This window comes from Tsuneonella sp. HG249 (assembly GCF_053819205.1).
Window position 1 is genome coordinate 1,559,515 of record NZ_JBSOQY010000001.1, and the last position, 12,512, is coordinate 1,572,026.

The 12,512-nt window shown below is 63.5% G+C and carries 11 protein-coding genes; 9 read left to right on the forward strand and 2 right to left on the reverse strand.

Features of this window, described 5'->3' with window-relative positions; translation table 11 throughout:
• Positions 1 to 43: 43 nt before the first annotated feature.
• Positions 44 to 796 (forward strand): hypothetical protein, encoded by a 753-nt coding sequence (locus ACWPM1_RS07855; protein ID WP_455694283.1) that lies wholly within the window; start codon positions 44 to 46, stop codon positions 794 to 796.
• Complete coding sequence (locus tag ACWPM1_RS07860) at positions 687 to 2,300, forward strand: DUF6504 family protein (protein WP_455694284.1); 1,614 nt, start codon at positions 687 to 689, stop codon at positions 2,298 to 2,300. Before ACWPM1_RS07855 ends, ACWPM1_RS07860 begins: the two co-directional genes overlap by 110 nt.
• 4 nt (positions 2,301 to 2,304) lie before the next feature.
• Here the strand turns inward: ACWPM1_RS07860 and ACWPM1_RS07865 are convergent, their stop codons facing one another.
• Positions 2,305 to 2,724, reverse strand: coding sequence for a PilZ domain-containing protein (locus ACWPM1_RS07865; RefSeq protein WP_455694285.1), 420 nt, complete (start codon positions 2,722 to 2,724; stop codon positions 2,305 to 2,307).
• Between the two features lie 57 nt (positions 2,725 to 2,781).
• Positions 2,782 to 3,522: a DUF72 domain-containing protein gene (locus ACWPM1_RS07870; protein WP_455694286.1), complete on the reverse strand. Its 741-nt coding sequence runs from the start codon at positions 3,520 to 3,522 to the stop codon at positions 2,782 to 2,784.
• A gap of 77 nt (positions 3,523 to 3,599) precedes the next feature.
• Between ACWPM1_RS07870 and ACWPM1_RS07875 the strand changes: the two genes are divergently transcribed.
• From ACWPM1_RS07875 to ACWPM1_RS07905, 7 genes are all read left to right on the forward strand, one after another.
• Positions 3,600 to 4,844, forward strand: a complete 1,245-nt coding sequence (locus tag ACWPM1_RS07875) for a putative DNA modification/repair radical SAM protein (RefSeq protein WP_455694287.1) — start codon at positions 3,600 to 3,602, stop codon at positions 4,842 to 4,844.
• Positions 4,841 to 6,280 carry a UdgX family uracil-DNA binding protein gene (locus ACWPM1_RS07880; protein ID WP_455694288.1) on the forward strand — a complete coding sequence of 480 codons (1,440 nt, stop codon included), beginning with the start codon at positions 4,841 to 4,843 and terminating at the stop codon, positions 6,278 to 6,280. The genes ACWPM1_RS07875 and ACWPM1_RS07880 overlap by 4 nt, the downstream gene beginning before the upstream one ends.
• Position 6,281: 1 nt before the next feature.
• On the forward strand, positions 6,282 to 9,890 hold the full coding sequence (locus tag ACWPM1_RS07885; RefSeq protein WP_455694289.1) for an error-prone DNA polymerase: 3,609 nt from the start codon (positions 6,282 to 6,284) through the stop codon (positions 9,888 to 9,890).
• A gap of 68 nt (positions 9,891 to 9,958) precedes the next feature.
• Positions 9,959 to 10,372, forward strand: a complete 414-nt coding sequence (locus ACWPM1_RS07890) for a hypothetical protein (protein ID WP_455694290.1) — start codon at positions 9,959 to 9,961, stop codon at positions 10,370 to 10,372.
• Positions 10,373 to 10,409: 37 nt separating this feature from the next.
• Entirely contained in the window at positions 10,410 to 11,036 is a 627-nt protein-coding gene (locus ACWPM1_RS07895; protein ID WP_455694291.1) for a LysE family translocator, read from the forward strand.
• 31 nt (positions 11,037 to 11,067) lie between these two features.
• On the forward strand, positions 11,068 to 11,772 hold the full coding sequence (locus ACWPM1_RS07900) for an extensin-like domain-containing protein (protein WP_455694292.1): 705 nt from the start codon (positions 11,068 to 11,070) through the stop codon (positions 11,770 to 11,772).
• 91 nt (positions 11,773 to 11,863) lie between these two features.
• Entirely contained in the window at positions 11,864 to 12,511 is a 648-nt protein-coding gene (locus tag ACWPM1_RS07905; protein WP_455694293.1) for a DUF47 domain-containing protein, read from the forward strand.
• Position 12,512: the final 1 nt, after the last annotated feature.

The following is a 12,512-nucleotide window of genomic DNA, read 5'->3' on the forward strand; positions in this document are numbered from 1 at the left end:
CCGTGGTTGCGAATCCGAAATCATCGGAACATAAAGAGAACAGATGAGTCGATTCTCTGCCATGACCAACTTCTCGAACGCGCTCCTGCCGGCCTCCGGGCTTGCCTGCCTGTCCACCCACACTCCGCGCTGGCGGCCGGGGTTGGCAGGAGCGCACCACAGCGAGGTATTCGCTTGTGGGCGTGAGGCGAGCGGCGTGGCGGTAGCGCTGGCATTCGCTGCCGATGCGCTGCCAGAGTCCGATGACCGCGCCTTGCTCTGGGTGCAGGACAAGGCCGCTCTAAAACTCGGAGGGAGACCATATCGTCCCGGACTACCCAGGGCATTCCGTAACCGGCTGATCCACGTTGTCGCAGACCAAGCAGAAGATGCGCTGTTCGCGATCGAGGAAGGGCTGCGTTGCCATGATCTCTGCGCAGTGATCGGCGAAGTCACTGGCAATTCCAAGGTGCTCGATTTCACCGCTTCGCGCCGCTTGACGCTCACCGCCGAAAAGCATGGTTTGCCCTTGTGGCTGGTACGGCTGGGTGCGGCACCAGACCTGTCCTCGGCCCGGATGCGGTGGAAGGTGGTCGCCGCTCCTAGCCCCCGTCCCCGCTGGAACGCCGATGCGCCCGGCACCCCTTCATGGCGCGCCGAGCTATTCCGCGCGCGCATGCATTCCCCCGGCACATGGATCCTGCGCGATGACGGACACAGTCTCGCCGCCGACCGCGAACCCACTGAGCACCCGGCCACGCCGTATCCTCTCGGTATGGCTTTCGCGGCTGGCGATCGACCGCTGGCGGCTTGGTGAGCGCCTGGCGCCGGGAGAGGGCGCCGACGCCGATCCGCTCGCACTGATCGCCGAAACCGCGCATGGCCCGCGGATCGAGGCGCTGAACGACGCAGGCCTCGCCGCGGGCCCGCGGCCGGGCATGATGCTCGCCGACGCCCGCGCGGTGTGTCCGCGGCTAAAGGTGGCTCCAAGCGATCCGACCGGCGACATGGCCTTCCTTGGAAAGTTAGGCGCGTGGGTGCACCGCTGGGGTCCATGGTCTGCACTCGACGCGCCGGACGGGTTATTGGTCGATGTGACCGCCGTCGCCCACCTCTTCGGAGGCGAGGCCCGCCTGCTCGCTGACGCCCGCTACCGCTTCGCCGCACGCGGCCTCACAGTTCGCCTCGCCATTGCATCCACGGCTGGGGCGGCGTGGGCGCTGGCCCATTTCGGTCCTGACGGTTGCATGCTCCCACCCGGGGATGCGAAGGGGATCGCTGCCGGGCTGAACGATCTGCCGGTCGCTGCGCTAAGGCTCGAGGATGACGTGCTGACCGTGCTGCGCCGGCTGGGCCTCAAACGGATCGGCGATCTCACCGCGCGGTTCCAGGAGGCCAACGGCCGCGACGCGCTTCATCGGCGATTCCGTCGCAAGACCCCATCCTCCAATCCACTGATCCGCCTCGACCAACTGCTCGGCAAATTACCGGAGCCTTTGCTGCCTGTCGTCCCGGTTACGATGCCACTCGTCCAGCGTCGGCTGATGGAACCGATCCGCCACCGCGAGCTGCTGGATATCGTAATTGCCGATCTCGCTTCCGAGCTGGCCGGCGAACTCGAGAAGCTGGGGCAGGGCGCTCGCCGGCTCGAGCTTGGTCTCTGGCGCGTCGACGGCGATGTAGCGATCCGCGAACTGGAGCTTGCCGCCGCCACCCGCGAAGCGGCCCACATCGCCCGGCTGTTTGCTGCCAAGCTGGATGACGTCGATGCGGGATTCGGTATCGAATGCGTACGCCTGCGCGCGAGCTGGTCCGAGGCGCTGGCGTTGCCGCAAAGGGACATCGAAACGAAGGTCGAAGTACAGGGGACGAGCCTGGCTACCTGCATAGACCGGCTGACTGTCCGTCTCGGCCCCGATGCGGTGCGCAAGCCTGTTTGTCATGCCAGTCATATCCCCGAGCGTGCCCAGCGCTGGCAGCCGCCGCTTGAACCGGAGCCCGCCAGCCAAGGGCAGCTCGCCTTCCACTCACGACCCTTGAAGATGCTCGACCGGGCGGAGAAGATCGCCGTGCTCTACGACACGCCCGCTGGCTACCCGCAGCGCTTTCGTTGGCGGGGTGAGGTGCATGAGGTCGTACGCATCGAAGGTCCCGAGCGCATCGCTCCCGAATGGTGGCGCGAAAAGGGCAACGCTCGCCTACGGGATTATTACCGGATCGAAGATCACGCCGGGCGTCGCTACTGGATCTACCGTCTCGGCTTTTTCGGAGACGGACGGGGCGGACCGCCCGACTGGTTCTTGCAAGGGCTTTGCGCCTGACGCGTCAGGGTTCCTCGCCGTCGGGAACCTCGAACAGGCGCGCACGAAATGCCGAACGCTTCTGGCCTTGCGCGATATTTCCAACTTGGGCGATAGGCAGGTCCAGCACCCGGTTGAGCGCCGCGGTTTCACCAACGATTTCCGAAGTGATTGCACTACGAAAGGAAACGCCGCAGAACCTGTCCTCTACCCAGATTACGCTGCACACCGCCTCGTGACCGGCCCAGCGCAATACTGCCGTGCTGCCGACGGGCGGCATATCAGCAAGTTCCAGGCGCGCGCCGGCTTCCGAAATGTCCACAAGCTGCCCTTCGGCCCGCTTGGTCATCGTCTCGAGCACCGCTTCGCACTTGACCTGGACCCGGCGCGAAGCACGGCGTTCGACGAAGGCGGCCGGTTCTGGGGAAAGGAGCGGCTCGATCACTCCAACATAGTTGCCAGCGACGGTGAAAATGAAGTGACGGCAAATGGTAAATGCCCATCACCAATCGCGCGCTCTACAAGCTAACACGCGATCGAGCGCGAGCGCATCCAGCGTTGCGGCGGAAGAGGCGGTATTGTCGAACACGCACCATGTATCCCGCCCTGTTTTGGTCTCCTCCCGCAGCGCTGCAGCGAGGGTCTCGACACGATCTGCATAACTGGAACGGTAAATCACGGGCGACCCGTGAAGTCGCCAATAGCTCAGTCCCCTCCAGCCTGCCGGCTGGCCCGCACCATCGTGGCGGATCGGATCGGCCGCGACCCTGGCCACGCGCATTTCCTGCAACAAGCTGCCGGCCTCGTCAGTGAACCAGGTCGCATGTCGCGGTTCACAGGCGAGCGCCGTCTCCGTCCGGTTCGCTATGTCGGAAAAGAAAGTCTTGGCCACCGCTGGGTCGAATGCGAGCTTCGGCGGAAGCTGAACCAGCAGGACCCCCAGCTTCTCGCCCAGCGTTCCAACCTCTTCCATGAAAACGGAGAGAGTCTCCGCAACACCGACCAGCCTCAGCTCGTGCGTGATCTGCCTCGGCAACTTTACTGAAAACCGGAAATCGTCCGGCACGCTCTCCCGCCACCGTTCCCACGTCGAAATCCGATGCGGGCGGTGGAATGAGCTATTGATCTCTACCGCGCCGAAGCGCGCGGCGTAGCGTTCGAGACCGCTGCCGTCCGTTGGAAAGTCATCCGCCGCAGCTCGAGCGATACTCCATCCTGCGGTGGCAATGCGAGTTCGGTGCATGGGTACTCAACGCCTTGGCAGGTCGCCGGTTGCGGGAACGGCTTGGCGAATCCAAGGTTGGAACATATAAGGAACATATGGACCCGCGCCCACTTATCGAAAAGCTCGAGATTCTCTCCGATGCGGCGAAGTATGACGCTTCATGTGCATCTTCAGGGACGACAAAACGCAATTCCGCCGGAGGCAAGGGAATAGGATCGACGGAAGGCATGGGCATTTGCCACGCCTATGCGCCCGACGGCCGCTGCATCTCCTTGCTTAAGATCCTGCTGACCAACCACTGCGTGTTCGATTGCCATTATTGCATCAATCGCAAGAGCTCGAACGTGCGTCGCGCTCGATTCACTCCCCAGGAAGTGGTCGACCTGACGCTCAGCTTCTATCGCCGCAACTATATCGAAGGGCTATTCCTTTCCTCGGGCATCGTGAAGAACTCGAATTACACGATGGAGCAGCTGGTCGAAGTCGCGCGGATGCTGCGCGAGGAGCACGACTTTCGGGGATATATCCATCTCAAGACCATCCCCGAAGCTGACCCGGAGCTTGTGCATCAGGCCGGTCTTTACGCCGATCGCGTGTCTATAAATGTCGAGCTGCCAACCGATGCCGGGCTGACCCGTCTTGCTCCCGACAAGAGCGCGCGCCAGATCGAAGGCGCGATGGCGGGCGTGAAGCGTGACATCGTCGAGGCTAAGGACGCCAGGAAGCGCTTCAGTCACGCGCCGCGCTTTGCGCCCGCGGGCCAATCGACCCAGATGATCGTCGGCGCGGATGCGGCGACCGACGCCGACATCGTCGGGAAGGCGAGCCGGCTCTACGACAACTTTCGCCTGCGGCGTGTCTATTACAGCGCGTTCTCGCCCATACCCGATGCCAGCGCCGTGCTGCCGCTGAAGCGCCCGCCGCTGATCCGCGAGCACCGGCTTTACCAGTCCGACTGGCTGATGCGGTTCTACGGCTACCAGCCGGGCGAAGTGATGCAGGCGACCGACGCGGACGGCAACTTGCCGCTGGACATCGATCCGAAGCTGGCCTGGGCGCTGAAGTTCCGCGAGCAATTTCCGGTCGACATCAATCAAGCATCCAAGGAGGCTCTGCTACGTGTTCCGGGCTTGGGAGTGCGCGCTGTGCAACGCATCCTGGCGAGTCGGCGCCACCGGACGATGCGGTTGGAGGACGTCGCCAGGCTTACCGTCTCGATCGCCAAGGTGCGCCCTTTCATCGTGACCTCGGACTGGCGCCCGGTTATGCTCACCGATCGCGCCGATTTGCGCGCGTTGCTCGCGCCCAAGAGCGAACAGCTCGAGTTATTCGCGGCATGAGCGCGCCGTTCCGCGACATGCGCTTACCAGGCGCGTACTGCGTGATCCTTCCGGAACCCGACGACTTCGAGTTCTGGCGTGACCAGGCTCGCGCGCTGGTCCAGTGCGATGTGCCGCCCGACCGGGTAGCTTGGGCGGACCAGCATAGCGGAGGAGACCTGTTTTCAGGTGGCCGGCGGCGCATGCCAGCCCTGCCGAAAGACGCCCAGCCGGTGCGCGCCAGCCGTGCGTTCGTGCAGCTTGCCAAGAGCGCGATCTGTCATTCGGATCCGGAGCGTTTCGCACTGCTTTACCACTTGCTTTGGCAGTTGCAGGCCAGTCCTCGGTTGCTTGAGGATGGCGCAGATCCCGAAGTCCAGCGGCTCGAGGACATGGCGAAGGCGGTGCGGCGCGACATCCACAAAATGCGGGCTTTCGTGCGTTTCCGGTTGGTCGAGGGCGAGTCCGGAGGCGAGGAGCATTACGTCGCTTGGTTCGAACCCGAGCATCATATCCTGCGCGCCAATGCTGGGTTCTTTGTCCGCCGTTTCGCCAATATGAAGTGGTCCATTCTCTCGCCCAAGGGCTCGCTGCATTGGGACGGCGAGAAGTTGGAGGAAGGCCCTCCGGCCCAGCGCTCCGACGCTCCGGCCGGTGACCCGACCGAAGACCTATGGCGCAAATACTATGCATCGATCTTCAATCCGGCGCGTTTGAAGATCGGGGCAATGCTCAAGGAGATGCCCCGCAAGTATTGGAAGAACATGCCCGAGGCAGCGCTCATTCCCGAGTTGGTCGCCGGGGCGCAGGCGCGGGAGTCGCAGATGGTCGCCGCCGGCACGCTGGATATGGGCGAGAGGCCCAAGACACTCTCCGCGATCGACAAGGCAATCCACGCCTGTCGGATGTGTCCGATCGGCTATCTCGACAACCATGCGGTAATGGGGGAAGGCCCGAGGGACGCTGCCCTGATGATCGTCGGCGAGCAGCCGGGCGATCAGGAGGACCTGGCCGGGAGGCCCTTCGTCGGACCGGCCGGACAACTGCTTGACCGCCATCTCGAGCGTGTGGGGATCGATCGGCGCGCGGCCTACGTCACCAACGCGGTGAAGCATTTCAAGTTCGTTCAGCGGGGCAAGCGGCGGCTGCACCAGTCGCCGACCTCGAAGGAAATCGACATCTGCCGCTTCTGGGTCGAGAGCGAGCGCGCGATCGTCCAGCCCAAGCTAATTCTGGCGATGGGCGCCAGCGCGGCCCGCGGGATGCTGGGTAAGACCGTCAGCATCTCCAAGGCACGCGGCATGGCTCACACGCTGGACGATGGCAGCGAACTCTGGGTTACGGCCCACCCTTCGTATCTGCTGCGCCTCGATGGACCCGCGCGTGACGAGCAGTCGCGGCTGTTCGACGCCGATCTCGCCGCGGTGAAGGAACGGTTGGCGGAACTGGCGGAATGATGTGCCCGAAAACGACCTCCAAGTCCCGCGCCGCCGGATCGAGCTCGATCCCGATGCCATAACCCCGCCGCCCTGGTCGCCGTTCGTCGAACTGGGGCTAGTCAGCTGCTTTTCGTTCCTGCGCGGGGCGTCGGATGCGGTCGACCTGGTGCTCACCGCCCATGCTCTCGGCTATGACACAGTCGCGATCGCCGACGCCAATACCATGGCCGGGGTGGTGCGTATCCATAGCGAAGCCAAGAAGCTAAGGCTGAGGCCGCTGATCGGTTGCCGCATCGAGACGGTCGAAGGACTGGTTTTCCTCGCCTATCCCGTCGACCGCGCCGCCTACGGGCGGCTGTGCCGACTCATTTCCGCCGGGCGCATGAGCACGCTGGACGGCAAGTGGCAGGACAAGGGCGCGTGTGACATCTCGCTGGCAATGCTGGCGGAGCATGGGAAGGGAGTGCAGCTGATCCTGCTGCCGCCACGCGATCTCGATGCAGAACTGACGATCAGGGTGCCGAGCAACGTCATTCCGTTTCCGGGCCAGGCGCGGGGCGATGACGAGAGCATGGAGCTTGTCGGGACTTTCGCCGACGCTCTTCCGCATCTCGCGGGCCAACTACCCATGCTGCGCCACCTTGCTGCAAGCTACCTCTACGGTGAGGACGACATCGCTCGGATCGACCGGCTCGATGCGCTGGCGAAAGCCAATGGCCTCAAGCTGTTGGCCACCAACGATGTCCATTACCACCTGCCCGAGCGGCGTCCGCTGCAGGATGTGATGACCGCGATCAGGCACAAGACCACGGTGGCCGATGCGGGGCTTCTCCTGAGCCCCAACGCTGAACGGCATCTCAAATCGCCGAAGGAAATGATCGCGCTGTTCGCCCGTTGGCCGCACGCCATCGAGGCGACGCGCGAGGTGGCTAATGCGTGCCGGTTCAGTCTCGACCAATTGAAATACGAGTATCCGGAGAGGGAATACCCGGATGGTCTCACGCCTCAAGCATACCTGCGCCGGCTGACCTGGCAGGAGGCGAAACAGCGGTATCCCATACGTTTACCGCCCAGTGTGAAGAAGACCTTGAAGCGAGAGCTGAGGCTGATTGGGCAACTACAGCTGGCGCCCTATTTCCTCACCATCAAGGAAATCGTCGATTTCGCCAGGAGCCAGGGCATCCTTTGCCAGGGGCGGGGTTCGGCGGCCAACTCGGCGGTCTGCTATTGTCTTGGGATCACCGCAGTCGACCCGGCCCAGCACCAGCTTCTGTTCGAGCGCTTCATTACCAAGGAGCGCCGCGAGCCGCCCGATATCGACGTCGATTTCGAGCACGAGCGCCGCGAAGAGGTGATCCAGTGGATCTATCAAACTTATGGCCGCGAGCATGCCGGGCTCTGCGCAACGGTGATCCATTATCGCCCGCGAATGGCGATCCGCGAAGTCGGCAAGGCGATGGGCCTGTCGGAAGATGTCACCTCGGCGCTGGCGCGCACGGTGTGGGGCGGACACGGCCGCGCGATCGATCCCGGCCACGTTCAGCGTGAGACCGGCCTCGACCTGTCCAACCCGCAACTCTCGCGCGTGCTCAAGCTGACCAAGCAGATGATCGACATGCCCCGGCACCTCAGCCAGCATGTCGGCGGCTTCATCCTCACCGACAAGCTGCTCACCGAGACGGTGCCGATCGGCAACGGGGCGATGCCCGATCGCACATTCATCGAATGGGACAAGGACGACATCGACGATCTCGGCATCTTCAAGATCGACGTGCTCGCGCTGGGCATGCTGACTTGCATTCGCAAAACGCTGAAGATGCTCAAGGAGGAGCACCGCGAAGATTACGACCTGGCAACCGTCCCGAGGGAGGAGCCCGCGGTTTACGACATGCTCTGCCAAGGGGATTCGCTTGGCGTGTTCCAGGTCGAAAGCCGGGCCCAGATGAACATGCTGCCGCGCCTGCAGCCGCGCGAGTTCTATGACCTGGTGGTGCAGGTGGCGATCGTCCGCCCCGGGCCGATCCAGGGCGACATGGTCCACCCCTACCTCAAGGCCCGGCGGGAGTATCGGGCGGGTCGTAGGGATTTCAACCTTCCGTCACCCGCTCCGGAGCATGGCCCTGCAGATGAATTGTCATCGATTTTGAAGCGCACTTTTGGTGTGCCGATTTTCCAGGAGCAGGCGATGAAAATCGCCCTCGACGCGGCAAAGTTCTCGCCGGCGCAGGCCGATCGCTTGCGCAAGGCGATGGCGACCTTCCGCAGCCGCGGGATGGTTCATCAGCATCAGGATCTGATGGTCGGTAACATGATCGCGCGCGGCTACGATCCCGAGTTCGCCAACCGCTGCTTCAACCAGATCAAGGGGTTTGGCGAGTACGGTTTTCCCGAGAGCCACGCTGCCAGCTTCGCGCATCTGGTATACGTCTCCAGCTGGCTCAAGTGCCACTATCCCGCCGCGTTCGCCGCGGCCTTGCTCAACTCGCAGCCGATGGGATTCTACGCTCCTGCGCAGATCGTGCGCGATGCGGAGGAGCACGGTGTCGTCGTGCTGCCGATCGACGTCAACCATTCGAATTGGGATTGCACGCTCGAGCCGATAGAAGAAACGGCCGAGCCTCGCCCCCGTTTTCGCAAAGGGCATGACCGATGGCGCTCGGACTCCGGTTGGGCTCTACGACTGGGGTTACGGCAGATTGACGGGTTGCCCGAGCATATTGCGGCCAAGCTGGTTTCGGCGCGGCAGGATGGCGGCGCTTTCAAGGATGTGCGCGAACTGCGCGACAGAGCGGGTATCCCGCCCGCGCACGTCGAGCGGCTTGCTGCGGCGGATTGCTTCGGCTCGTTGAACCTGCCCCGGCGCCAGGCGTTATGGGAAAGCCGAACGCTGGTGGGGGGAGAGGATTTGCCGCTATTCGCCGCGACCCGCGCGCGGGAGGAGGGTGCCGAGCGCGAGGCCATCCGGCTGCCGGCGATGGCCTTGTCGGAGGAAGTCGTCGCCGATTACCAGACCCACCGCCTGAGTCTCAAAGCGCATCCGCTGACGTTTCTTCGCCCGTCGCTCGCCGCACGTGGTTTCGTACGGGCGAGCGAGCTGCGCGAACGCAAGTTCCGCAGCAGGGTGCAGGTCGCCGGCGTGGTGCTGATCCGTCAGCGGCCGGGCAGCGCCAAGGGGGTTTGCTTCATCACGCTCGAGGACGAGACCGGTATCGTCAATCTCGTCGTCTGGCCTGACAAGATGGAACAATACCGCAAGGTGATCATGGGCTCGCGGCTGATGGAGGTGCGCGGGCGTGTCGAATACGACGAGGAGGTGGTCCACGTCATCGCTACCCACCTGGTCGACGCGACGCACTGCCTGCACGGGCTGTCAGACGACCTTATGCCCATCACCATCGCCCGTGCCGACCATTGCAACAACCCCCTGCCGAGCCGGTGGGGACCGGGTGGGGTACTGGTCGAGGAAGGTCCCGCGGCCGAGACCGCAGTTAAACCGCAACCTTGGCAACCGCCAGGCGCAGGCAACCGCGATTGCGGTTTTCACGGGCCCAGTGCGGGCGGTCACCCGCGCGACGTCCGTATCGTCCCCAGGCTCCTTCCCTTGCCACCAAGCCGCGACTTCCATTGATTGTCCCGATCCGGGGCGGTGGATAATCTCGCCTGCCGCAAAACCTACTCCTGCGTTAAACATGTCGCATGCGGACCCTACCGGCCATTCTGGCGTTGGCTGCCATCGGCACGCCTGCGCTTGCCTACGACCCGATCGTGCTGGCGCGAGGATGGGAGCGGGTCGACAGGTTCGAAAGCGAAGCCTGCACCGGCGAAGTGGGCACCAACGGTCGTTTCTACGTCATTTCGGCCAATGGCCTTGCACCCGGCGAGCCGGCATTTCTCACCATCACCAACGGTGATATGAAACCCATCGAGCGCGAGGTGCGCGCGAACGACGCCGGCGAGTGGATCGAGTACTACATTCCCTTCCGGTACAATCGGGGCGAGGGCGACTTCGTCACCGTGACGCTGGCGACCGAAAGCTGCATCGTTCCGCTGGGTTTCGCATGGCGCCGGGCAAAAGGCTGGGACGAGCCCGCACCCATCCTGCCACGCTAGCGTTTCCAAACGCGGCATCATCCATTAGCGGGCCGGGGTGCTCGACCCCGAACGCCTGGCCGCATTTGCCTTGATGACGGCTGCCACCAGCGTCGTCCCGGGCGTTTCGATGCTCTTCGTCGTCGGACAGACCATCCGCAGCGGCTGGCGCAGTGGAGCGATCGGCCTCATCGGAATGCAGCTCGGCTACATCGTCTGGTGGCTCCTGGCAGGCTTCGGCCTCGGAACTCTGGCCGCCGAGTTCCCGCTCGGCTTTTTGATCCTCACTGTGCTCGGGGCCCTGTATATTGCTTGGCTGGGAATCCAGTCCATTCGCCAAGCCGGCGAGATAGTCGAGATGCCGCAGCCGGTCCGAGCAGTTCAAGCCCGCACACCATTCTTCGAAGGGGTATTGGTCGCTCTCTCGAATCCAAAGTCCCTGGTCTACGTCGTAGCTCTCCTCCCCCCGTTCGTTGACACACATCTGCCGGTGGGTCCCCAACTGGTGGTCCTCGCAACCATCGGCCTGGTCATCGATATGGCGGTGGGAGGCGTCTACATCGCGGCTGGGACCAGGCTTTCAGACGCGATGTCACGACCCCAAACACGCAAGCGCTTCGATATCGCGGTCGGGTTATTGTTCGTCACCATAGCGGCAGCCATCCTCTTCGATCTCGCTGCGTGAGCCCAATCGGGCGAAGGATCGTTTAGCCACCATGCGGCTGTCGCGCTTCGATGACTTTGCGTTCCTGTCACTTGTGCTCGGAGCCCTGGCTCTAGCAGGCAAAGGGTGGCTCGATGTTCATCCCGAACATAACCCGTGGGCGCCGCTGGATCTCCGCGACCCGCCCGGTTTTGCCACCCAGCGGAAGTTGGCCTCCCTGCGTGATGACGCGCCGGCTTGTCGCGCGGTGCTCGAACGAAGCGCGGTGCCCTTTGCCTCACTCGCGTCCGCCGGCGAGGGTGCGTGCGCGAGGCCCGATCGCACGATCCTGAGCGCCTATCCGATCTCGCCGACAAAGCCGCCGACCACATGTGCCGTGGCCGCGGGGCTGCAATTATGGCTGTCACGCGGCGTGGAACCTGCAGTGCGCGAGCACTTCGGTTCGCCCCTTGCGCGAATTGAGCACCTGGGCGCCTATTCTTGCCGCCGCCTCTACGGACGGGCCGACGGACGGTGGAGCGAACACGCCACCGGAAATGCGATCGACATCGCCGGCTTCGTCCTGTCAGACGGAACTCGCATCAGCGTGCTCCGGGACTGGCACGCCGATCCGGCGAAGGCGGCTTTCCTTCGCCGCGTGCGGGACGAAGGATGCGAAATCTTCGGTACAGTGCTGAGTCCGGACTACAACGCCGCGCACCGGGATCATCTCCATCTCGACCAACAGCCTCGGGGGATCGGCAGCGTCTGCCGGTAATGGACGTGGAAGACGGAATGGTGACGCTTGCGTGACGACGCGGCATCGGGCAACGGCGCGCGGTCGGTAGACGAGAACGGAAGGATCGCGCGTGTTCGACTGGTTCAGGCGCCTGGTGCCGAGGTCCGCCGACTTCTTCGTGCTTTTCGAACGTCATTCCGCCGCGACTGTAGCTGCCGGGGAAGCACTCGCTCAGTTGGTGCGCGGTGAAGGCGACCGGATGTCGTTGGTGCATGCAATTCGTGATCGCGAGCACGATGCCGACGATATCATTCGCGAAGTGCTGCACGAGGTTCGGCAGACTTTCCTCACACCATTCGACCGCGGTGCGATCACCGGCCTCATCGCCGCGATGGATGACGTGACCGACGAGATACAGTCCGCTGCATCGGCGATTGAGACATACGATTTTAGCCAGTTCGCGCCCGATATGCGGGAGATGGCGGTCCATATCTGCCGCGCACTGCACATGATCGACGATGCAATACCGATGCTCCGCGATGTGCCGCGCAACGGCACGAAATTGCACGAGCTGACCCGGGAAATTGTTACGGCCGAAGGGGATGTGGACATCATCCACACCCGCGGGCTCAAAGCAAACTACGCGGCTGCCAAGGCCAGTGGCGATACCGTCCGCTTCATCGTCGAGCGGGAGATATTCAAGCACCTGGAAAAGATCGCCGATGCTTTCGAGGATGTCGCCAACCAGATCGACGGCATCGTGATCGATTACGCTTGAG

What these genes read in the sequence shown, in the direction of transcription:
- ACWPM1_RS07855 (WP_455694283.1), top strand. Translation starts at nt 44, where the DNA reads ATGAGTCGATTCTCTGCCATGACCAACTTCTCGAACGCGCTCCTGCCG.
- ACWPM1_RS07860 (WP_455694284.1), top strand. Translation starts at nt 687, where the DNA reads ATGACGGACACAGTCTCGCCGCCGACCGCGAACCCACTGAGCACCCGG.
- ACWPM1_RS07870 (WP_455694286.1), bottom strand. Translation starts at nt 3,522, where the DNA reads ATGCACCGAACTCGCATTGCCACCGCAGGATGGAGTATCGCTCGAGCT.
- ACWPM1_RS07875 (WP_455694287.1), top strand. Translation starts at nt 3,600, where the DNA reads ATGGACCCGCGCCCACTTATCGAAAAGCTCGAGATTCTCTCCGATGCG.
- ACWPM1_RS07880 (WP_455694288.1), top strand. Translation starts at nt 4,841, where the DNA reads ATGAGCGCGCCGTTCCGCGACATGCGCTTACCAGGCGCGTACTGCGTG.
- ACWPM1_RS07890 (WP_455694290.1), top strand. Translation starts at nt 9,959, where the DNA reads ATGCGGACCCTACCGGCCATTCTGGCGTTGGCTGCCATCGGCACGCCT.
- ACWPM1_RS07900 (WP_455694292.1), top strand. Translation starts at nt 11,068, where the DNA reads ATGCGGCTGTCGCGCTTCGATGACTTTGCGTTCCTGTCACTTGTGCTC.